Below are 22,199 nucleotides of genomic sequence, written 5' to 3'. Positions count from 1 at the left end.
CACCACCGCAGCCGCGGCCACCCAGTCGTCTGGAGCAGGACGCGGGCCTGCTTCGGCCGGCCGCTGTGGGAGATGGCACCTGCCGCCCCCGGACAAACAGGGGCGGCAGGTGGTGGAATCAGAGGTCCAGCCCGTAGTACTGGGCCAGATAGGCGATGATGTCGTCGGCGTGCGGCAGCAGTTCGGGCAGGCGCGCGGCGAGCGCCGCCCGGGTCGCCACCGCCAGGTCCGACGCGCGGATCGCGGAGGTGCGGACGTACGGATCCAGGCGCTGGATCAGTTCGTAGTTGCTGTCGATGTTCTCCGCCCTGATCGCCTTCTCCAGCGGCGGCGCGCCGGGCGGCGGTACGGGCGGGAGCACCCGGCTGATGTAGGTCACCCGGTGCATGACCCGCCAGCAGGGCGGCTTGGCGACCGACTGGCGAGCCTGACGCAGCGCGGCGGCGTTGGCCTCGCTGCTGTTCGTCAGCCACATCGGGTCGACGACCTTGTTGTAGAAGTCGTCGAAGTTGGCGCTGCTCTCACCGAGGTAGAAGGTGAGGAAGCGGTAGGCGTCCACCTTTCCGGGCACGAGCACGGGCTTGCCCTGAGCGTTGAAGACGGGTTTGCCGTTGTCGTAGCGCTGCAGGTCGCCCGAGGGCGCGCACTCGACGGTCAGGCCGAAGCCTCGGCTGGCGTCCTTGCTCTTGGCCCGCGTCACCGAGGTGCCGCCGGCAAAGGACGCCTCCAGGCCGAAGGTCGCGCCCTTCCCCTTGATCTCGAAGCCCACCTCGTAGGCGGCGCTCAGTGTGGCCTTGAACGAGTAGGAGCCGGTATGGGTCTCCGTGACCGCGTCAGTGGCCTGGATGGTCTCGGCGAAGAAGCCGCCCTGGGCGGTCCAGACGTAGGTGTTGACCAGGTCGCGGTGGGAGAAGCCTTCGGGAATGGGGTTGGGACTGGCGTCCCGCGCGGGCGGGGCCGGCGGCTCGCTGATGCCCATGGCGCGCAGGACCTTGCGGGCCTGCTTGCCCGTGGGGTCGGCGTGGTGGGTCTCGGTGGAGACGCCCTCGTAGTAGGCGCGCAACCGCTCCTGCTCGCGGGTGATCCTGCGCTTGAGCGCGTAGGCCTCCCGGGGCTTGAAGAAGCTGTACTGCCCGTAGTCGACGGCGGTCGGATAGTCGGGATCGCAGACCTTGCCGCGGTCATTGAAGCCGACCGCGCCGTCCAGGGTGCCCTGCTTGGTGTAGCGGGGGTTGACCGGGAACGAGATGATGTTCCAGTCCTTGGGGATGTCGGGATTGGCCAGCATCCGGTAGGCGACCAGCGCGCCCGTGTGGGCCAGGCGCAGTGCGAAGACGTCGGCCGTCTCCGACTGCACCAGCGCGTATCCCATGTTGGCCGGCACGTAGCGGCGGCCGACGGCGGAGTTGAGCACCTTGGTGGCATCCTCCAGATGGCCGGTGAGCCGCAGCTTGGCCGCGCGCGTGGTGTTGAGGCCCTGCGACACTTTCGCCTCGCTCGACCAGGCGTTGGAGAACTCCAGGCCGAACTTGAAGTTCCCGGTGTGGGTGACCTTCGCGATCGGGGTGGCGGTTCCCATGCCTCCGGGCGCGGTGATCGCCAGGAGGTTCTCGGCGTTGTTGACACTGAGGGCCAGGTTGAAGGCGAAGTCGACGCTGCTGGTGCGGTTGGACGACAGGCTGTAGACGACCTGGTTGGCCTCGTTGAACTCGACGCTGGAGGCGCCGGCCCACGAGTCCGCGCCGGTCAGGTTCTCCGACGGCACCGGAGGCGCGCTCTCGATGTAGCCGATGAGCTGCGGGTCGAACTGAACCTGGCCCACCCACTCCGACACCAGGCTGCCGACCTTGTACCCGGTGACGAGATGCCAGCGCCCGTCACGCAGGTAGCCGTAGCAGCGCTTGAGCACGCCGAACGACACGCCCTTGGCCGTGCGCTGCGCGTCGGCGTACTCGCCCACGGCCGGGGACGAGGTGATCGTGTCGTGGAACGGGGTGCGGATGGCGGCCAGCGCCGAGCGCACCTGGGAGCTGTCGGTGGAGATGGGCGCGTTGGACAGCATCAGCGTGGGACGGGACGCGGGGAAGTCCAGGGAGTTGCCGCGCAGGCCCTCGTCACGGATCTGCTTGGAGGCATCGGTGGTGGAGTCGCGGTCGAAGGGCCAGTAGGCGATGAGGTCCTGCTTGTCGCCCTGGAGCCGGGTGAAGAGGCTGTCCAGGATCTGCTCGGAGGTGCGCACGGTACGCCAGATGCGCACTTCCTCCAGCTTGCCGCCGAACGGCTCGCTCACCGTCCCGCCGGACAGCCGGGCGGCCAGGGTGAGCTGCTGGTCGCCGTAGTCGCCGACACCCGTGGCCGGGTCACAGGTGATGAGCTCGCCGTTGCGGTACACGCGGAGCCTGCTGGCGTTCTGGTCGGGGTCGACGGTCCAGGTGGCGCGGCGCAGGCGAGCCGGGTAGGTGTTGCCGTCGTCGAAGGTGACGTTGCCGGTGTTCTCCTCGAATCCCCAGCGGGCCACCAGACCCTTGTCGTGGCCGGTGACGGCCTGGCCGATCTGGGCGTCCTTGCGGGCCACCCGCCACAGCCTGACCTCGCCCAGCGAGCCGGACAGCGCGGAGACCTTGCCCGCGTCGCGGGCCAGCCCGATCGTCAGGCCTCCGGAGTTGCCCTGCGCGCCGGGACCGGTGTACCTCTCGGCGCCCGCACCCTGGCCGTCGATGTAGAAGCGGATGTCCGCCCAGGGCTGGGCGTCCGCCGTCTGGGCCACGGAGGAGACCGCGACCTGGCGTCCCTGGCGGACCACGGCGATCCGATGGAAGGCGTTCGCGCCGATCGCCCGGTTGGACGTGAAGCGCACAACCTTGCCGTCCGGCTCCACGAAGGAGAACTCCAACTTGCCGTCCTCCCGGACACAGAGCTGGTACGGCACGCCGATCCCCATCTCCGTCTCGCCCTTGGAGATCAGCCCCATGCGCTGCCCCAGCCGGTCGACCTTGAGGAACGCCTCGATGGTCAGGTCCTCCGGCAGGTCGAGCGCCTCGTCCTTGTCGACCTCCAGGTACGCGCCGCCGGAGAACCGGATGCCCCACGACTGCTCGAAACCGGCCGCGAGGTGCGCCCACTCACCGCAGGGGAACACGTCGCGGCTGCGGAGGATCCGGTTGCCGACCCCGGCCAGCACCTGGTGGCCCTTGATCGGGGACTGCACGGCCGAGGGGCCGGGGAAGGTCCAGTAGCCCAGCAGGCCGGGCTCTCGGCCGGACAGCCGCTGGTTGCGTTCGATGGTGATCTCTGCCTCGGTCCTGGCCCGGCCGAAGAGGCGCACCTCGTCGATCTCGCCGCTCAGGTACTCGGTGCTGAAGTTCCTGACGCCCAGGCGCATCGGGCCCTTGCCGGAGTACGGAGCTTTGGAGAAGCGGCGGGCGACCTCGACGCCGTCGCGGTAGATGATCTGGGTGCGGGTGGCGTGCTCGTACACGGCGGCCCAGTGGTGCCAGTTCAGATCCGGGGCGCTCGCGGGGCTGTGCAGGTCGTCGCCGTACAGGCAGAAGCCGAAGGAGTTGTCGGAGGTGATCTGCAGGTGCAGGGTCCGGTTCTGCGCTCCGCCCATCTCGCCGTGGACCAGCAGCGGTTCGACGACCGCGCGGGTGGTGGTGCGCCGGACCCACATCTCGATGGTGAAGTCCCGTCCGGCCAGGTCGATGCTGTCGCTCAGCTCGTAGGCGTCCTCGGGGGCGCCCTTGAACACCCGCGCGGTCATCCGGGGCGCTTCCGAGAGGGCCAGCATGTACTGCGAGCCGCCGGCGTTGGCGTTCAGGATCCTGGCTCTGCCGGACATGGGCGCGGCGTGGACCCAGGCCTCCATGGTCAGGTCGCCGGTCGTCGTGACGCGGTCGAGCTGGGTGGCGGGCAGGCGCAGGTGCTGCTGGCGGCCGTCGAAGGAGTAGGTGCGGCCGGGCATCTCGCCCCGCCAGCGGCTGCCGTGCCCGGTTACCAGCTTCCTGGCCTTGCCGTTCGGCATGCTGGTGATGCTCCCGGGTGTGAGGGTGAGCAGGCGCGAGCCCGACGACAGCGTCGCCCCCTGCCGGGAACAGGTGGCCTGGTCGTAGTCGTAGGCGATCAGGAAGACCTGCCCAGGGAACCTGATCGCCCCGCCGCTCGAGGTCAGGGTGAGAGACTTCTCGCCCACGGCGTGCGGGGAGGCCGCGCGGAACCCGGTCCCGGTACCGATCATGAGGTGGGCCCGCTCCGGCACGTCGACCGCCAGCGGCTCGGCCAGCGTCATGGTGTCGCGGGCCGCTGTTGTGATCAGGCCGAGCTTGACCGGCTCGGCCGCGGTTCCGGCGAGGATGGCCGCCATGCGCGCGGTGTCGCGCGGCAGCGACTTCCAGACCTCGGTCTCGTTACCGGCGGTGATGGTCAGGTCGCAGCGGCTCGGGGCTTCGCCGTCGGTCACCGTGATCGTGAACGAGCCGAGGTCGATGGCCGCGTCCTTGGCCGTGAACAGGACCGCGCCGCCGCCGCTGACCAGTTCCTGAACCGACGGCTTGACCTGGGTGTCCAGGTAGGCGGCGAAGAACTGGTCGTTGGCGCCTCGGTAGTACAGCACGACATTGCCGTTGGCGCTGTCCAGCAGGGTGGGCGCGTCGGTGCAGCGGGCGAAGCCCAGCAGGGCGCCGGAGCAGCTCAGACCGGTGCGGTCGAGGTCGAGCAGCGGCAGGTTCACGGTCAGGTCGGGGTCGCCCTTGGTGGCGCCGGTCATCGCGGCGAGTTGGGCGCTGACCTTGGTCAGCTCGGCCTGCTTGGCCGCCAGCCGGCGGGTCAGCTCGTCGATCCTGGTCTGCGCCCTGAGCGCCGCGTCCAGGGCGGCCTGGGCCTTCTGCAGCTGGTGCTGGACGTCCTTCAGCCGCTCTTCCCAGCCGTCGACCATGCCGGATCGGATCATCTTGATCTGGCCGAATTCCATGATCGTGGCGGCCTTCATCTGGCTGACCCTGCCGAGTGCGGAGCTGATCGCATAGTTGGTGTGGCGGGCGAAGATCCTGACCCAGTCACCATCCGGCACCAAGTAGAACTGACAGCTCGCTTTGAAGATCCGCTGGTACTGGATGATGGCCGTTCCGTCCGTGCCGCTGTCGCCCTGCACATTCATGTCCTTGCCGGACAGCACGTTCTTGATGAAGTAGACGGTCCGGCCGTTGTGGGTCTCGCCCGTCTCCTCGAACACCCACAGGCCGGAACGCGAGCTGGCGTCGACCACCTTGCTCAGAGGGGCCTCGTTGTCGAGGCTGTCGCCCCGGACCGTGATGTAGAGCTCCTGCCAGGTCTCCCTGCTGCTGTTGAACCGCAGCCGATATCGCCAGGACGTCAGCTTGTCCTGCAGCCTGTCGATGGTCGACTGAATAGACTTGACGTCACGGGCGAGGCGGTCGCGGTCGGCCGTGAACGCGGGCACGTTCGCGGCGTCCGCCCTGAGCGCGTCGATGTCCCTGGGCAGGCTCAGGATCTCGGCCTCCAGCGAGGCGACCCGCTGCTCCAGCACGCTGATCGCGTCCAGGTCCTGGCTGGCCAGGGGCCGCTGCAACACCGGCAAGTCGAGGACGTCGTTCACCTGGGTCAGCCGTCCGTCGCGCCCCACGCCGAAGTCCAGGGTCGCCACCTGGGCCTCCTTGTCGCCGGTCGCCTTGGTGGCGAAGGCCAGGAGCACACGGGTGTGCATCTTGACCGGCTTGGGGGCGGTGCCGTACCCGGTGGTGGTGGACTGCTGCCGGTGGTAGACGACGGAGGCCAGCCCGGAGGTGACGTTCCTGCCCTTGACGGTGAAGCTGTCGCGGCGCACGCCCGGGTGGTCGCCCACGGGCGCCTGCGACGCCACCCACACCGGGAGGTACGCCGTGCCGTGCAGGCCATTGTCGCTCTGGTCGTGAACGACGGCGCCGAGGCCCTCGTCGAGGCGGTAGTAGGCGACCAGGCCGGGCTCGTTGCCGATGAGGCGGTGGTCGAGGTCGCGCTTCAGCTCCGCCACCGGGCGCGCGCGGTCCCAGATGCGGACCTCGTCGATCTCGCCGTTGAAGAGCTTGCTCGGCTGGCCGCCGGTGTCCGTCGCGCCGATCAGGACCTGCGTGGCCTTCCCGGCCCGGTACGGCAGGCGAACGGTGGCGCTCGGCCGCCCGTTGATGTACACGGTCGCGTCGGCGCCGTCGAAGACCGCGGCCACGTGGGAGTATTCGTTCAGCGTGACGGTGTCGGTGGTGGCCACGGAGAAGGGCACGGCGTCGTGCGCGAGGAAGAGCGTGCCGTCTTGGCGCGTTCCGAACTGGCAGGCCACGCCCTTGCCCAGGACGAGCCCGTCGTGGGCGGCCGGCTTGATCCACGCCTCGATCGTGTACGGCCCGGCGCCGAACGTCAGGGCGGCCGGGCTGCCCAGGTCGACGCGGCCGGCCTTGCCGTCGAAGAGCAGCGCGGTCTCGGCGTGACCGGTCGCGCCCGCGACCGGCACCAGCTCGCGGTTGGTGAACGGGCACGTTCCAGGGCTGCGCTCGAAGACCGCGTCGCGGTACTTGGCGTCGGGGCTGGTGTAGAAGCGGGTGCCCTGGGTGTTGAACCAGCCGTCGGCGCCGCGCTCGACGTTGAAGGAGTCGACGCGTCCCGTGGCGTCGTTGTGGGCGAACACCTGCCAGCGCCACATCTCGTTCGTCGCGGTCGGCACGTGCACCGCGGTGAACCGGCCCTCCTTCAGGTTCCTGATGAAGGACAGCTCCCTGGTCGGCTCGTAGAACGGCCGCCCTTCCATGTCCTCGGTGCCCAGGGTGTCCTTGGCCGACTCGGGCTTGGTGGAGTGGCGGCTGCGCCGGTAGCGCACTTCGAGCACCGGCTTGAGCTTGCCGTCGACCAGCAGGAACCGGTCGACCAGCAGCGTGTCGCGCACCAGCGGCACCTGCTTGGCGCCGCTGAGCACGTAGTCCTTCCTGGCCGCGTCGGCCGAGCAGCCGCCGCCGGTCAGCTTGAACACCGAGTCGCCGTGGCCGTCGCCGATCGACTGGCGTAGGACGATCACGTAGCTGCCGTCCGAGAGCACCTGGAACGGTGCAACGGCCGACAGCCGCGCGGTCGTGGAGAGGAAGGAGTCGATCTCCTCGGGTTCGAGCTGCTCGTCCTTACCCGCCTCGATGCGGCCGCCGCGCTTGACCGTGGGCATCATCGTGGCGCCCGCGATTGCGTAGCCGACCTCGGTGATCTCGCGCGGGAACGGCAGTTCGGCCGGGTTGTCGGCCCAGTAGGCCGCGTCCAGCTCTCCCTTGGCCGGATCCTGCTTGGCCAGATTCAGGACGTTGTAGACGATCCGCCGCGCCGCGTCCATCGCGAACGCCACTGTGCTGCCCTGGTGGCGAACCATCGCCGTGTACTTGTATGCGCGGTCGCCGTAGACCTTGACCATCGCATCCCCAGCCGCCATGACCACCCCTCCTCGCCCGCCGAAGCACCCTTGACGATGATCGGAAGCTAGCGCTAGGTCAACGCGATACTGTGGCCACATCCGGCCATCGCATGCGCCCCGCTCAGACACCTCTAGCCGCCAACCCGATGGACCGGATCGACACCGTCAAGGTCCCGAAGGCCCTGCCCCGCCCGGCCGCGGCCGCCGACGTCGCCAAGGTCTTGGCCGCGATTTGCTCGCGGCGGCCGCGCAAGGATCTGCCACTGGACCGGCTGCGCGACCGGGTGCTGTTCGAGACCGCCTACGTCTGCGGCGCCCGCGCCTCCGAAGTGTGCGGTCTCTGCGTGGAGGATCTCGATCTGCGCCTGGACGACGAACATGTCCGCATCCACGGCAAGGGCGGCAGCGTACGCACCGTCCTGCTGGACGACCGCGGCTACGTCACCCTGCTCAAGCTCTACCTGGCCCGCACCGGCTACACCGCCGGGCCGCTGTTCCGGGCCAGCATCAACGGCCGCGGCGGACCACTGTCCTACGACGCCGCCCACCACCGCTGGCAGACCTACTGCACCGCCGCACGCGTCGAGATCGACATCCACCAACTGCGCCACGCCCACGCCACCGAACTCATCAACGCCGGCGTCTCCATCGAGGCCGTCCGCCGCCGCCTCGGCCACGCCTCCACCGAAACCACCCAGCTGTACGCGCTGCTGGACGACAAGGTCGCCGACGCCGAGATCCGCGCCGCCCGCCGCCGCCGCGACCGGGCAACGCGCTGAAAGACCTTCACGACCAAGAGAGACTTCACTCGCGCGGCCAAGATCCTCTCAGCGTCCACGGTTGTCTGCCGGTACCTCACCCTCGGACGCGGTCAGCGGAGCGGGCTGCGTCCAGGCCGTCCAGGGTGCGCTCGGAGATGTGAGGTCGTCCCCTTCGCGCAGCCAATCTCAGCTGAGTAGCGATTCACCGTGGCCTTGGGAGTTCCGGGCCCGTGACCATCAGGCAATGCGGTAGGCGGCGGCACCGTTGTGCAGGAAGCGGGCGCGGCCGTGCCCGTCGGAGCCGACCAGGGACAGGACCTGGTGGCCGTCGGACTTGGGTTCGGCGGTGATGACCGAGCTGTCGTTGAGGCGGACGACCTCGACGCGCTCCTCGGACCCGCCGAGGAAGGATTCGGCGATTTCATTGCGTGGCCGGTAGATGAGGAACGCGCGGTCGTGCTCACTGGTCAGGGTGATGTCGTACAGGGTGGAGCGGTAGGTGCCGCACATGCGATCCGCGTCGATCCCGGTCGGGTTCAAGGGCGGCACGGGTAGTGGTGCCGTCTCGACGCCGGCCAGGTCCCTGAGCACCGCACCGAAGATGTCGTAGGCCAGTGGCCCACCGCCCGTGCTGTTGGTCAGCACGGCCACCGCCACACCCGCCGATGGAACCACGCGAAGCCATGCCTTCTGCCCCTTGGCGACGCCGGTGTGGCCGACGACGCCGTCCTGGTAGAGCATCCAGCCAAGTCCCCAGCCGATGACGCCGCCGCCGAAGTCCGGTACGGATTCCACCTGGGGTTCGCGCAGTGCCGCCAGCGCGGAGTCGGTGAGATGCAGGCGGACGAACTCCAGCAGGTCGCGTGCGCTGATCGCAAAGTGCGAGCCGCTGGGCGCGGCGTAGTAGGAAACCGCCCACTCTTTCGCCGGAACGACCTGTCCGCCGGTCTGGATGTGACCGACCGCGGCGCGGTGCAGGATCGCCTCGTAGGTGTCGGTAGCGGCGGTGTGCAGGCCCAGCGGTGCCACCAGGCGTTCGCGGAGCACGTCGTGGAAGGGCTTGTCGCGTAACACCTCCACCAGCCTGCCGAGCACCACGTACCCGCTGTTGGAGTAGGAGAAGACGGTGTCAGGCGGGAGGAGGTGGTCCGCCTCGGCTAGGGTGGCGACGAACTTCTCGATCGCGTCGTCATTGCGACCGGTGTCGGTGAAGTGGTTGCCGTCGATACCGCCCGTGTGGGTGAGCAGATGGCGGGCGGTCAGGGACGCGGTGGCGGCCGGGTCGCTCAGCCGAAAGCCGGGCAGGTAGTCGCGAACGGGACGGTCGAGGTCCAGCACACCGTCGTCGACCAGTTGCTGGATCAGCGTGGCTGTCCAGATCTTGGCGATCGAGCCGATCTTGAACACCGAGTCGGTCGTGGCCTCGACCTGGGTGCGCAGACTCAGCACGCCCGCAGCCTCATCCCGAATCTCCCCGTTGGCCAGCACGGCGACCTGCGCGCCCGGTACGTCGTACTTCGCGACAAGCTCGCCCAGATCCCATCCCATCCCGCCAGGTTAGTGGCAAGCCTCCACCTGACCCGGGGACGGCTTTCGTCCAGCGATGGGCCAGTTCGTGACCTGACCGGGAGCCCTGCGACTCCACTTCAAGATCGTGGATGTGGGTTCCGGGCTTATATGGGCTGATCCCCGGTTCGGCGTGCTCGGTGACCCAGTTCAAGCCGCACCTGCAGTGGGTGTCGTGGTAGCGGCGCCACTTCGAGCCGAGCGCCTCGTACACGAGCCTGTCGCCGTAGCGCTGGGTGTCGCGCGTAAATCCCGACATCACAGCAGCGTTCCACGAACTGCCGACAGTTTCGCCCTGCTCGACCGACGCTGTGCCTTGCACTGGCGCCGCCTTGCCGTTCCAAGGGCCGACCTCGCGGCCATCTCTCCCGTGATCGAACTGAGACCTCAGCCGGACGGCACTCCGATACCGCAGGTCAGGTGCTACTTCGTTGGAAATCTCTTCATTGCTACCGAGACCCCTGACTCGGTCGGGTTGTCGCCGCCCGCCTTTGCACTGAGTTCCCACCGCCCATCTTTCCAAAAGATTTTTTGCAAAAATACTTTGGGAAAGATGGGCGGTGGATCTACTCTTTGGCCATGGTCAGCGAAGAGCACAAGCGCGTTCTCGACCCTGAGCAGGATGCCGCCGCGTTGAAGGCACTCACGCACCCCTTCCGCATCCGGCTGCTCGGATTGCTGCGGCAGGACGGACCTGCCACCGCGAGCGAACTCGCGGTCAGGACCGGAGAGACATCCGCTTCCACCAGCTATCACCTGCGGGTTCTGGCGAAGTATGCGTTCGCCGCCGAGGCCGAGCACCGCGACAGGCGAGAGCGCCGCTGGCGGGCGGTGCACCTGGTGACGTCCTGGAGCAACAAGGAGATGGACGCGGCACCGGAAAGCCGCGCCTTCGTCAGCTTCGCACGCAGGCGCCAGATCGAGCACCTGGAGGAGTCGCTTGCCCGGCATGAGGCCGACATCGCCGCCGGGCGGCTCGGCCAAGAGTGGCTGGAACCATCGGATATATCCGACCTGCTGCTCCGGCTGACCCCCGAGTCTCTCACCGAGCTGCGGCAGGTGCTCGATCGGAAAGTGGAGGAACTGACCACCCGAGACGCGGGCGACCCACGCGCTGCTCAGGTCGTCCTCCTCGTTGCCGGACTGCCCCTCGCACCGCACGATCCCGACATTGATCCGGACGCCTCCGTTCCCGCGTCTACGGGCGAGGACGCATCGTGACCGAGCCGCTGAACATGCGCGCCGCATGTCGCCGCTATGTCACAGCCTGCGTGCTCTTCTGGCTTCCGGCCGGGCTGACCATCGCGCCCCTGATCCTGCTCTTCACCGAACGTGGCATGTCCCTCGCGGCCATCGCGGGCTTCTTCGCCGCGCACTCTTTCACCGCCGCCGCGCTGGAGTTGCCCACAGGAGGGCTGTCCGACGTCCTGGGACGGCGCACCGTCCTGGCCGCCGCCGGTCTGCTGAATCTGGCTGCTTTCCTGCTCCAAGGCCTGGGCACCGCGCCCTGGGTGCTCGGTTGCGGCATGGCCCTCATGGGGGCGGGCCGAGCCCTGTCCAGCGGGCCGGCCGAGGCCTGGTACGTCGACATCGTCCATGCGCACTCCGGGCCCAGCGCCGACCTGCGTCCCGGTCTAGCCCGAGGGAAGTCCGCAACATCGGCGGCGCTGGCCGCCGGCACTCTGCTCGGCGGCGCCGTGCCCTGGCTGCTGGCAACCGGCCCGGACGTGGGTACGCAACTGAGCCAGGCAACCTCCGGCTTGGTTCTTCCTTTATCGGTCCCGCTACTGTTGGCCGCTGCTATCGAGATCATCTTCGTGCTGTACGTCCTGACGGCCCTGCGCGAGCCACCTCGGTCGGTGGCCACTCTGCGCGGCGTACTGCGAGGCATCCCTGTCACCATCGCAGATGGACTGCGTCTGGGCGGACGCGACGCGATGGTGCGCCGTATCCTCCTCAGCGCGGGGGCTGCCGGCAGTGCCCTGGCCGCCATCGAACTGCTCACACCGGGCCGTGTTGCGATCCTGACCGGCGCATCGGAGTCTGGCGCGGTGGTCTTCGCCTCGCTTGCTTGTGCCGGTTTCCTCTGCTCGGGTCTCGGGAGCCACCTCGCACCGCTCATCGCACGTCTGGCAGGCAGCGGCGAGCGCGCAGTCCTGGCAAGTCTTGGGACAAGCGCCAGCGGCCTGCTCCTCCTCGGCGCCACCGCGGCATCCACCGGAGCACCCGCGACAGCCCTCGCGGCCACCGGTTATGGCCTGGTGTACCTCGGGCTCGGCTCGGCGGGCCCGAGCGAAAATGACCTCCTGCACCGCCGGGTCACAAGTGCGGGCCGCGCTACCGCCTTATCCGTCCAGTCTCTCGCCCTGCAACTGATCGGCGCCCTCACTGGCTTACTCGTAGGTGTCCTGCCGCCCGGCCCGATTCCTTGGTTGCTGGGAGGAGCCGTATTGCTGACAGGAGCCCTCCTATGGATCTACCGCGGCCAACCGACTCCCGCGACCGGCATGGCAACAGGCCAGCACACCACGGTGTCGCCCTCTCCGAGCGCGGATGCGCCGCCCCGCATCTGACCGAAGGATCAGAGGGGGCTACCCATAAGTCCGCGCAGACCCACTTACCGGCCCATGTTCACCGACCACGGCCGCTGTCGCGCTCACAGAGCCGTGAGTACGTCGCCGTGCACACGTACGGCTTCCCGTTCCGACCGTGACGATCACCAGGAGATCACGATGCATCCAGACTTATACCTATTTGTTGAAGGCGTACGAGCCCGTGAGCTGTGGGAGGAAGCTGACCGGCAGCGCAAAGCCCGCCTGGTCGCCCCGGCGTCGGTCATCAGTGCTTTCGAGGAGCGGCTCGGCTGGGTGCTGGTGAGGACGGGCCTTCGGCTCGTGGACCGCCACGCCTGTAGGCCGCACTGGTCGCCGTCCATGCCGCCGCGGTGATTGCCGACCTCAGGGCCGAGGTGCTGCAGAACCTGGCTGATCATCACGGACAAGCTCGACGGTTCAGACGAACCCGATACTACTGCCGCCATCCGATCAGCCCGCAGGGGATGAGGGCCGTGATCTGAACGCGAAACGACGAGTACGCCGTCACCACTGGCCGCTTCTGCGCTGCCAGCCGCTGCTGGGATACCACCCGTGATGGCGACTCCTACCTCCCCCCAGCCTTCGCTCCCCCGCCTTCGGCTGCTGTTAGCCCGTCTGTGCCCGCAAGAAGCGGTGGCTCCCGGAGCTGTGAGAGCTCGGGGAGCCACCCTCGTGCGGGGCGGTTAGCGGTCGACGGGCCCTTGCGTGCGGTCGGGGTCGGGATGGGCGGTGTTGCTCTCGCCGTGATCGGTGGGTCGGCGGTGGCGGTCACGGGTCGCGGCGGCGGTGGCCAGCGGGATCCACTCTGTCAGGTGCTGCATGGTCGAGCTCCAAAGGTCTGGGCGAAGGGATGGGCGCGGGCGCGCAGGACGGTGTGCATGTTGACCCCCAGCGACGAGGCCAGCTCGCGGCCGGCCGGTAGCCGGTCCCCCGGGGATAGCAGTTGCCACCCCGTGCAACGCCTGGACACCGCCGTCGCCCGACCCCCGACTGCTGACATTCACCCGCGGTATGGCTGCTTGGTTTGCCGGTGGGCCGCGGCGGTGGTTGCGGTGCGGACGAATGCTGCGAGTGCAGATGTTCGGTGTCCTTGTGGCCAGGCGAGGATGAGGGTGGTGGGCTCGGCGTCGGTGACGGGTACGCAGACCAGGTCGGCGCGGAGCTGGCCGCGTACGGATGCGGGCACCACGGCGACCGCGCGGCCGAGCGCGACGAACTGCATGAGTTGGCCGACGTCTTGTACGGACAGCCCGTTGGTGGTGTCGGCAGACCAGTGGGGCATCGTCTCACCGGTCAGGTCGGCGAGACTCACGCTTACCCGGCTGGCCAGGCGGTGGTTGTGGGGGAGGACGACGACCTGGTCTTCGATCAGGAGTTCCGCGAAGTCGAGACCGGTCAGGTCGGTGTTCGAGCGGTGCAGCAGGCCGACGTCGGCACGGCCATCGCGGATCATCCCGGCGCGCTCGTGGGCCGAGCACAGGACGATGTCGACCGGGACCGCGTCCGGGTCGACATCGTAGGCGGCCAGGATGTCGGGCATCAGGCCGCAGTCACCACCGGGTTTCATCACCACGACCAGCCGCGCGGCGGGCCGGCCCGCGCGCTGGGCGCGTCGCACGGCTGCGTCGACCGCGTCCAGGGCCCGGCGGCTCTCGGTGAGGAACACCTCGCCGGCCGGGGTGAGCGTGACCCTTCGGCTGGTGCGTTCCAGCAGAAGCACGCCCATCCGGCGCTCCAGCCGGCTGATCGCCCTGGACAGCGGCGGCTGCGCGAGGCCGAGCCGCTCGGCCGCCCGGCCGAAGTGCAGTTCTTCGGCGACCGCCACGAAGAACGCGAGTTCGCGGGTCTGTAAGCGATCCATACCGTGAGGGTATCGGCCGAGACTCAGCTGGGCATTGTCCTGCCGTGGCCCCCGGTGGTGAGGTCGTCCCCATGACCGACAGGACGATCGCCCTGATCACGGGGGCGAACAGAGGAGTGGGGCGGGCCGTCGCCCGCCGGCTCGCGGACCGCGGCGCGACGGTCCTTCTCGGCTCCAGGGATCTCGGGCGTGGTGAGGAGGCTGCCGAGGCGCTCAGGTCCGGTGGGGGTGACGTACACGCCATCGCGCTCGACGTCATCGACGCGGCGACGATCGAGGCGGCCTCCGTCCAGATCGGCGAACGCTTCGGCCGCCTTGACGTACTGGTCAACAACGCCGGAATCTCCGGCAGCCCTGGTCCTACGGAGCCGGCGGCCGCCGACCTCGACCTGGTCAGGCGGGTGTTCGAGACCAACTTCTTCGGTGTGATCGCGGTGACCAACGCCATGCTGCCGCTGCTGTCGCGATCGGCGGCGGCCCGCATCGTCAACGTGTCCAGCGGTATCGGCTCGCTCGCCTATATGACCGATCCGGATCACTACATGTCCCGGTTGTCGGGGCACGCGGCGTACCCGCCGTCGAAGACCGCACTCAACTCCTTGACCGTGCAGTACGCCAAGGACCTTCGGGAACAAGGCATCCTCATCAACGCCTGCACCCCGGGTGCCTGCGCGACGGACTTCACCCAGCACCTCGGCCTCCCCGTCACTCGCACGGCCGACGACGGCGCCGCGATCGTGGTGCGGCTGGCCACCCTGGACGCGGACGGCCCGACCGGCGGATTCTTCGACGATGACGGCGTGGTGCCCTGGTGATCGCCACACGACTGACTGGAAGTACGGCAACATGAGCTGAAGCAGGCCGGGGGCGGCATCTACAACTGCTAGCCGGCGTCGTTGGGCGGGCGGCCGTAGCCTTGCGTTCATGATCGAACGAGTGAAGGTCGCCGTGGTCGGCGTCGGTAGCAACGTGTCCGCGCTGGTGCAGGGGATAGCGCTGTACCGGGCCTCGGGGAGTGGTGGCCGGGATCCGTCCGCCGGTGCTGGAGGGGCTAGGGGCGTGTTTCATAAGTGATCTCGGTGTGCCGCTCTCATGTGATGATCATGGTGTGGGTCGCGGGGATCTGACAGACGCGCAATGGGCGATGCTGGAGCCGCTGTTGCCGGGTGCGGCCGGGCGAGGACGCCCGGCCATCTGGTCGAAACGACGGCTCATCGACGGGATCCGATGGCGAGTACGGACCGGCGCTCCCTGGCGGGATGTGCCCGCATGCTACGGGCCATGGCAGACGGTCTACGGGCTGTTCCGCCGATGGCAGCGCGAGGGCTTGCTGCTGTGCGACCTGGTCGGGAACATGCCCGAACTGAGCCGGATCGTCCTGGCCGACGGCGACGAACCCAACGGCTACAGCGCCTGCTGGCAGGTCACGTTGCCCGAACCCCGGGCATTCGCCACCCGCCTGCACCAATCTGGGGTGCCGAACAGCGTCGGCACGTTCGGGCCATGGGCCGCCTCAGCTCACCCGGCCTGTCAGGAGATGAACCCGACCGCGTGTCCCGCCGCCGAGGAGGCCGTCGACCACCTGCTGGCCGTACCGCTGCTGTCGGCTGACACCGAACAGGACACAACGCACGACCCGAGCGGCTCCCGGCGGGGACCCCCTGGGGGAGCTGGAACGAGCCGGGAACCCGCAGGTTGGACGCTGTTGCTGACTACCCGAGCCGCACCGGGTTCAGCGGCAGACCGTGCCGGGCACAGGGAGCGTCCCGGAGATCAGGTAACGATCGATGCTCCCGGTCGCGCAGGCGTTACGCAGGTATGAGGTGTGCCCGTCGCCGTCATAGGTCAGCACCTGTGACCCCTTGATGCCCCTGGCCAGGCTCTTGGCCCAGGCGAGCGGCGTTGCCGGATCATGCGTGTTCCCGACCAGCAGAACGGGCGGCGCCTGGGTGATGTGCACCGGCCGCTGCGGATTGGACGGCGGGACGGGCCATCCCAGGCATCCGGTCGTCATGTCCCAGAACTCCGACGTCCCGCGCATGTGCGGAGCCTTCCGCACGGCGTCCCGAGCCCGCGTCCTGAGCTGTGAGAATCCGTTGATCTCAGGGTTGATGTCCTGGCAGAGGACCGCCCGGTAGGCCGAGGTCGTCCCAGGGTTGTCCAGCGCCTCGGCCCGCATCTGCCCGAAGATCACCGCATCGCCCCGTTCCGCCTGAACGATGCCCCGGGCCAGACCACCGTTGAAGTCAGGAGCCATCGTGAGCATCGCGTACGCGACGTAGCGCAATTCGTCCGCCGTCAGCGGACGCCCGCCGGTCACCGGGATCGGCGTCTCCTCCGCCTTGCGCACCAGCGCATCCCACACCTGCGGTACGGACCGACCGTGCAGCTCACATTCCTTCGTCCGCTCGCACCACCCGGCGAACCTGCTGAACCCGTCCTCCACCGCCGCCGCGGCATCGCGCACCATCTGGCGCGAGCTCATCCCGTGATCGACGATCCCGTCCATAGCCATCGCCCGCACCCGGTGGGGAAACTGTCGCGCGTACTCGGTCCCCAGCATGCTCCCGTAGGACCGTCCCAGGTAGCTGATCTGCTCCTCGCCCAGCGCGGCCCGCGCCGCGTCGAAGTCCCGCGCCACGCTCCCGGTGTCCATGTGCCGGATCAGCGGCCCGCAACTCTCGCCCACGGCCCGGTTGTGCGCGACGAGCCGGTCATACTCCCGCCGCGTCGCAGGAAACTGCGTGACAGCCGGATCATGCACCGCCTTCCCACATTGGATCTGCTCGCTGCCACCAACCCCGCGCGGATCGATCCCGACAATGTCGAACCGCTCGCGCAACTCCTCGGAGAAGTAGTACGGCGCCCAATCCCGCACCAGATCAGCCGCCCCCGTCCCTGGTCCACCCGGGTTGTAGAACAGCACCCCGATCCGTTGTCCGGTGGCCTTGCGCCGCGTCATGTTCAGCGAGACCTGCGGCCCGTCCGGCTTCGCCCAGTCCACCGGCACGGCGAGGGTGCCGCACTCGGCCCCGGGCTCCTTCCCGCAGGCTCGCCAGCCGATCGCGTCTGTACTGGTCACACGTGCCGCTTGGGTCTCTTGGCCGGTCGCAGCGGCAGGCGCCGCCGGGACCACTACCGCGATCAGCGCCAAGCCCGTGACGAGAGGGGTCCATTTCATGATCTAGATCGTCCCCGGCTCACCAGCCCCCGGCCATCGGCCTTTCGGGCCTGCCGCATCGGCCGAACGGACGATGGTTCGTCAGGTACGGCCCTTGGAAGTCCTCACAGAAAGATCAGCGGACTGGTAGTGCTTTGTCAGGTCGGCGTGTCGTAGGGCGGCTGTGCCGGTGCGGGTAGTTTCATGCTGCGATGCCCCCTCACGAGCCCTCGGTTGCGCGGCGGCGGCCTCCAGGACCAGCTGGAACTGCAAGCTGTCATGCCGGTGGCCGGCGGTGACGAGCAGTGACAGCGGCTTGTGTCCCTGCTCGACCGCCAGTAGGCGCCCGCCTGGACCACCCACTCCACCGTCATCTCAGCGACCGGCCCGCCGCACAAGAGGGACAGGTCGGCCGCACGCAGATACCGCTCGCCCCCGCCGCCGGTCAGGGCGTGACCCGCCCACGCGACGAACGGCTCGTAGTACGGCTGGTAGACGATCACCACACCGGCCTCGCCCAGCACCGCGATCTCCTCCAGCAGCCGTACGATCCCGGGTGCGCCTTCCACCGGCAGCCACTCCTTGGGCAGGTAGCGCGCCCATCCCCGCACGCGAGTGCCCAGCCCTCCGGCGGCCACCACAACCTTCGCCTGTTCAAACGCCCTGCCCGGCCCCGGTCGCTGGGATACCGTGCGCAGGTGATGAAGGTACGAGTCACCGGCGTGCTCATCGAGGACGGCCGGATCCTCCTTCTCGACCAGGACACCGACACCGGCCGTTCGTACTCCCTGCCCGGCGGGAAGGTCGAACCGGGCGAGCCCATCGGCGACGCGCTGGTGCGGGAGATGTGCGAGGAGACCGGTGTCGAGGTCAGCGTGGGCCGGCTGCTGTACGTGTGCGACCACCTACCCGGCGGCGACACTCATGTCGTGCACATGACGTTCGAGGCCGCCCGCATCGGCGGCACCGTCGGCGCCATCACGGCGGGTGCCGACACCACCCCGATCCGCGGCGTGGAGTTCGTACCCCTGACCGAGTTGCCCGCGCTCGGGTTCGCCGACCGGTTCGTCGAGCTGGCCCAAGCCGGATGGCCAGGAGCCGGAAGCTACATGGGAGCCAAGGCCAACATCGGCCTGTGACGCCCGCTGCAGTGCGGCGATGAGCCGCTCGTCCAGGTCCTGCAACGGACGGCTGCGCTCGGCCAAGCCGTCCATCCGGTCCGACAGCAGGGCGGCCAGCTCGCGCGGGAACCGGCCGACGGTGGCCGTCACCGCGGACGGTGGGGGCCGGTTTCAGGAGTCGCGGCGCAGGGAGGACAGGCCCCACAGTTCGGCGATCCGCCCGTCACGCACCCGGAAGATCTCCAGCATGGTCGGCGGCTGCCCGCCGGGGACGCCCCGCACGCTCGTACGGACGGCGGCCGTGTTCCCCTCGACGACCATGTCCTCGACGACGACCTGAACGTCCGGGAACGCCTCGTGGAACCGTCGCCATGCCCGGGTGACACTCTCGGGACCGGTGGTTCCCAGGGGATGGCTGAAGAAGTCCGTCGTGAAGATCTCCTCCATGGAGGTGTACTCACGGGCGTTGAACGCCGTGTACATGCGCCGCGCGGCGGCCCGCACTGCGTCGGTCATCGGCTCTCCTGTTCGGTCACGTTCGCGCGGACGCGCCGTAGGACGTCCAGCACGACCTCTCGCTGTTGTGCGGTGGCGCCGGCGAGCAGCCGCTCCTGGTACGCCTGATGCGATCGCTCCAGGTCGGCCGCCACCCGCTCACCTTCGGGGGTCAGGGCTGCCAGGGTGTAGCGGTTGTCAGCCGGGTCGAGACGCCGCCCGACCAACCCTTCGGCCTCGAACTCCTTGACCAGCCGGGTGACGCTCGCGCCGTCGATGCCCAGCGCCTGGCGCAGATCGCTGTGACTGGTCTCGCCGTTACGCCGCAGCCGGATGAGCACCTGCACTCGGTGCGGGCTCATGCCCACGTGCCGGGCGAACGCCTGGCGCAGATCGGCACATACGCCGCCGAGCTCGCGGAAGAACTTGTCCTCGGACGTCTCTTCATGCACCGACTCTTTATATCGTCAACTCTTGATGCCATCAAGAGTATGCCCAAGGCGTCGAGTGGGATCTGCACTGCGTGGTGCCGCTGTGGCTACCGGCTCGGCCGCCCGGCGCATTCTCTCCCGAGCAGCGGTCACCGCCCTCGCACTCCTGCTGTTGTACGTCTCGACCCGCCGATTCGCCTCTGCCCCCATATCGGGAGGGCCCCCGGCCGAGACCGTCAGCCGATGAGCACCCGCAACGATCGCCGTATCGTGGCTGTCGATTACTGAGGGTGGCCGACGGGTACGGAGCCGGGTGTGGGATCCCCCGTTGTGCCGACCAGGCCCACCGGTCTCGGCACCTCCGCAGCCCGGCTCGACCTCCTCCAGGACGCCGGATCATCCCCGGACACCGGCTCGTCCTCGGAGGCCGGTTCCCCGCCGCCCGACGACCTGTCGCGGTTCCGGCGGGAGTTCGTCCGGGCCGGGTATCCGCGGCGGATCGCCGCGCTGACCGACGGCTACCGCCCGAGCGCCGACCCCGCCCGAGTACGGGCCGAGGCCCGGTTCCTGCGAGCCGAACTCGCGGAGTTCGGGATCTCGCGCGATCTGGCCTATGTCGAGATCATGTGCACCTACCGCCAGCTGATGATCCCGGTGGACGAAGCCGACCTGGGGATGGCGCTCAGCCGCAGCATCCTGTTGCCGACGATCGTCGACGACGACTGCGACCAGGGGCCGGAGGCCGCGTTCCGGGAGCTGCGGGCCGCCGTGCTCAAGGGCGTCACCCAGCCTCGGCACACCAGGGTCGTCCTCGACTCCGCCCTGCATCCGCAGTCGGTCTACACCGAGCACATGTTCAACGAGTTCTCCCGATTCTGCTCGGCGAACTTCCTGAGCCTGTACAAGACGTTCTTTCACCAGTCGCTTTTCGGGGTCGTCCTGGAGTCGGCCTACAACACCCGCGATGCGCGCGACGACGTCGACACCGAATACGTGCGCGTACGGTCCGGATTCGGCGAGTACTACGCCACGGCGATGAGTGTGGCCTATCCCTGTCTCAAGTTCGACGACACCGTCGCGTACTGGGGCGCCGCGCTGGGCGATTGGGGGAACTTCTTCATCGACATCAATGACGTGATGTCCTCCTACAAAGAAATCCTGGGCGGTCAGTTCACGACGAACCGCATCTTCCGCAAGGCCGTCCAGAACGGGATGCCGTTGATGGACGTCTACGAGGAGACCTTCCGGCGGGCAGTGGCAAGCATGAACCGCATCCACGAGCTGGGCACCCCGGAGCAGCGGCCGCACCTGTTGCACCAGTTGCAGGGCTACGTTCACTGGCACCTCACCTCTGACCGCTACCGCTGGGCCGAGCTCATCACATCAAGCTGAGCCACCCGGTCGCAGCCGCCCGACGGGGCCTCGGGGACGGCTCGCCGGCCATGCGGATCGCGGCCGGATGTGGACACTTGCCTTGATCGAGAGGCTGAATGAGCATGACGTCATGGACCTCCCGGACCGTCGACCGACACGTCGCGCTCAGGTGTGCAGTCAGGGGCGAGCGGAGGGGACGGCTGTTCGGCCAGCCTGCTCGGCCTGCTTCTCGTCATCCCGGTGGTCACGGCACTTCTGTCGTCAGGCCCGTTGCGGGGATCCGGTTGGGCCACATTTCTGAATTGGCTCACTCTTGTGCTGAGCGCCCCGACAGCGGTCACGTTTGTCGTGAAAGCGCTCGCCAGGCTTCCCAGAGGTGAATACAGGGCCCTCTTGTGGTCCGCGTTCGGCGGCCCTGTTCGACTGGTTGGTCGAAACCCTGCAACACCGGTGAAGCGGCTCGAAGTCTGTGGTCATGCGCCGTCGCGCAAAGAATGGATCATGCCCCGCAGGATCCGGAACGCGTCCGACTGCTCGGTCTCGGTCATGCCGCCCAGCATTCTGACCTCGACGGACCGGACCGCGGCGCTCGCCTTCTCCAGGCTCCGTCGGCCGCGAGGCGTGAGCCGCGCGGGCAGGGCCTTCCCGACGGGCGCCTCGGCGGGCCTGGTCACGTAGCCGTCTCGTTCCAGGGTCTGGAGCAGGACGTTCATCGACTGCCGTGTCACGAACGCGCCGCGCGCGAGCTCGGAGTTCGACAGGCCGGGCCGTTGGGCCAGCAGTTCGAGGCAGGAGTAGTGAGTCACGGTCATCCCGAGTGGCCGCAGCACCTCCTCCATGGCCGCACGCAGGGCGCTCGAAGCCTCTTTCAGCAGGTAGCCCAGCGATTTGTCCAGGTCGATGCCGGCACCGTTTTGACTCATGTCAGTATTCTGACATACATTGACCCGTGTCAGGAAACTGACACGAACAGAAGGAGCATCGTCATGCCCGTAACCGGCCCCGACTTCATCTCGCTGCAGGCACGCGACCTCGCCGCTTCGCAGGCGTTCTACGAGCGATACCTCGGACTCGTCCGCTCGCCGGCCGGACCTCCGCACGCCGTCGTCTTCGAGACGAAGCCGATCGCGTTCGCGCTGCGCGACGTCCTTCCCGGCACCGATCTCGCCTCCGTTGCCCAGCCCGGCATCGGTGCCGCGATCTGGCTCCACGCCACCGACGTCCAGGCCATCCACGACGCTCTCGTCACCGACGGTCACACCATCGTCTCCGCACCGATCGACGGCCCCTTCGGCCGGACGTTCACCTTCGCCGACCCCGACGGCTATCAGATCACGCTCCATGACCGCGTCTGAGGCGAGCGCCCTGGTTCCCGGTGCCACCGGGGGCACTCGGTCG

General features: G+C 68.5%; 17 protein-coding genes. 8 read left to right on the top strand and 9 right to left on the bottom strand.

Going from position 1 to position 22,199, the window contains the following annotated elements:
* Positions 1-118 precede the first annotated feature (118 nt).
* On the bottom strand, positions 119-7,456 hold the full coding sequence (locus tag IEZ27_RS14560) for a LamG-like jellyroll fold domain-containing protein (protein ID WP_189647664.1): 7,338 nt from the start codon (positions 7,454-7,456) through the stop codon (positions 119-121).
* Positions 7,457-7,584: 128 nt separating this feature from the next.
* Between IEZ27_RS14560 and IEZ27_RS14555 the strand changes: the two genes are divergently transcribed.
* A complete protein-coding gene (locus IEZ27_RS14555; protein ID WP_229823976.1) occupies positions 7,585-8,217 on the top strand; it encodes a tyrosine-type recombinase/integrase in 633 nt (210 codons plus the stop codon).
* Positions 8,218-8,436: 219 nt separating this feature from the next.
* Here IEZ27_RS14555 and IEZ27_RS14550 read toward each other — a convergent pair whose 3' ends face one another.
* Positions 8,437-9,747 carry a serine hydrolase domain-containing protein gene (locus IEZ27_RS14550; RefSeq protein WP_189647663.1) on the bottom strand — a complete coding sequence of 437 codons (1,311 nt, stop codon included), beginning with the start codon at positions 9,745-9,747 and terminating at the stop codon, positions 8,437-8,439.
* Between the two features lie 597 nt (positions 9,748-10,344).
* Between IEZ27_RS14550 and IEZ27_RS14545 the strand changes: the two genes are divergently transcribed.
* Positions 10,345-10,986 (top strand): winged helix-turn-helix domain-containing protein, encoded by a 642-nt coding sequence (locus IEZ27_RS14545; protein WP_189647662.1) that lies wholly within the window; start codon positions 10,345-10,347, stop codon positions 10,984-10,986.
* Positions 10,983-12,338 (top strand): MFS transporter, encoded by a 1,356-nt coding sequence (locus tag IEZ27_RS14540; protein ID WP_189647661.1) that lies wholly within the window; start codon positions 10,983-10,985, stop codon positions 12,336-12,338. Before IEZ27_RS14545 ends, IEZ27_RS14540 begins: the two co-directional genes overlap by 4 nt.
* A 704-nt stretch (positions 12,339-13,042) precedes the next feature.
* Here the strand turns inward: IEZ27_RS14540 and IEZ27_RS14535 are convergent.
* Both IEZ27_RS14535 and IEZ27_RS14525 read right to left on the bottom strand, forming a co-directional pair.
* The gene (locus IEZ27_RS14535) at positions 13,043-13,180 is read right to left on the bottom strand and encodes a hypothetical protein (protein ID WP_189647660.1); all 138 of its coding nucleotides are present in this window, start codon (positions 13,178-13,180) and stop codon (positions 13,043-13,045) included.
* Between the two features lie 179 nt (positions 13,181-13,359).
* Entirely contained in the window at positions 13,360-14,220 is an 861-nt protein-coding gene (locus IEZ27_RS14525) for a LysR family transcriptional regulator (RefSeq protein WP_189647658.1), read from the bottom strand.
* Positions 14,221-14,291: 71 nt separating this feature from the next.
* Between IEZ27_RS14525 and IEZ27_RS14520 the strand changes: the two genes are divergently transcribed.
* On the top strand, positions 14,292-15,035 hold the full coding sequence (locus tag IEZ27_RS14520) for an SDR family oxidoreductase (RefSeq protein ID WP_189647657.1): 744 nt from the start codon (positions 14,292-14,294) through the stop codon (positions 15,033-15,035).
* Between the two features lie 200 nt (positions 15,036-15,235).
* Positions 15,236-16,042 carry a transposase gene (locus tag IEZ27_RS55505; RefSeq protein ID WP_379478686.1) on the top strand — a complete coding sequence of 269 codons (807 nt, stop codon included), beginning with the start codon at positions 15,236-15,238 and terminating at the stop codon, positions 16,040-16,042.
* Here the strand turns inward: IEZ27_RS55505 and IEZ27_RS14510 are convergent.
* Entirely contained in the window at positions 15,953-17,401 is a 1,449-nt protein-coding gene (locus IEZ27_RS14510; RefSeq protein WP_189647656.1) for an alpha/beta hydrolase, read from the bottom strand. The two genes, IEZ27_RS55505 and IEZ27_RS14510, sit on opposite strands and share 90 nt — an antisense overlap.
* 137 nt (positions 17,402-17,538) lie before the next feature.
* Positions 17,539-17,949, bottom strand: a complete 411-nt coding sequence (locus IEZ27_RS14505) for a hypothetical protein (protein WP_189647655.1) — start codon at positions 17,947-17,949, stop codon at positions 17,539-17,541.
* Positions 17,950-18,081: 132 nt separating this feature from the next.
* Between IEZ27_RS14505 and IEZ27_RS14500 the strand changes: the two genes are divergently transcribed.
* A complete protein-coding gene (locus IEZ27_RS14500) occupies positions 18,082-18,519 on the top strand; it encodes an NUDIX domain-containing protein (RefSeq protein ID WP_189647884.1) in 438 nt (145 codons plus the stop codon).
* A 153-nt stretch (positions 18,520-18,672) separates the two neighbouring features.
* On the opposite strand, the gene IEZ27_RS14495 is transcribed toward IEZ27_RS14500, so the two are convergent.
* Together IEZ27_RS14495 and IEZ27_RS14490 are read right to left on the bottom strand one after the other, a co-directional pair.
* Entirely contained in the window at positions 18,673-19,017 is a 345-nt protein-coding gene (locus IEZ27_RS14495; protein ID WP_189647654.1) for a nuclear transport factor 2 family protein, read from the bottom strand.
* The gene (locus IEZ27_RS14490) at positions 19,014-19,448 is read right to left on the bottom strand and encodes a MarR family winged helix-turn-helix transcriptional regulator (protein WP_229823975.1); all 435 of its coding nucleotides are present in this window, start codon (positions 19,446-19,448) and stop codon (positions 19,014-19,016) included. Before IEZ27_RS14490 ends, IEZ27_RS14495 begins: the two co-directional genes overlap by 4 nt.
* 294 nt (positions 19,449-19,742) lie before the next feature.
* On the opposite strand from IEZ27_RS14490, the gene IEZ27_RS14485 reads away from it, so the two are divergent.
* Positions 19,743-20,819, top strand: a complete 1,077-nt coding sequence (locus tag IEZ27_RS14485) for an isoprenoid biosynthesis enzyme family protein (RefSeq protein WP_189647653.1) — start codon at positions 19,743-19,745, stop codon at positions 20,817-20,819.
* 455 nt (positions 20,820-21,274) lie between these two features.
* On the opposite strand, the gene IEZ27_RS14480 is transcribed toward IEZ27_RS14485, so the two are convergent.
* Entirely contained in the window at positions 21,275-21,724 is a 450-nt protein-coding gene (locus IEZ27_RS14480) for a MarR family winged helix-turn-helix transcriptional regulator (RefSeq protein ID WP_189647652.1), read from the bottom strand.
* Between the two features lie 63 nt (positions 21,725-21,787).
* Here IEZ27_RS14480 and IEZ27_RS14475 point away from each other — a divergent pair, with 63 nt between their 5' ends.
* Entirely contained in the window at positions 21,788-22,156 is a 369-nt protein-coding gene (locus tag IEZ27_RS14475; RefSeq protein WP_189647651.1) for a VOC family protein, read from the top strand.
* Positions 22,157-22,199 lie beyond the last annotated feature (43 nt).

This window comes from Nonomuraea spiralis (assembly GCF_014648435.1).
GTDB classification, from domain to species: Bacteria; Actinomycetota; Actinomycetes; order Streptosporangiales; family Streptosporangiaceae; genus Nonomuraea; species Nonomuraea spiralis.
The sequence above is the reverse complement of the archived record's forward strand: the minus strand, read 5'-3'. Positions and strand labels throughout refer to the sequence as shown.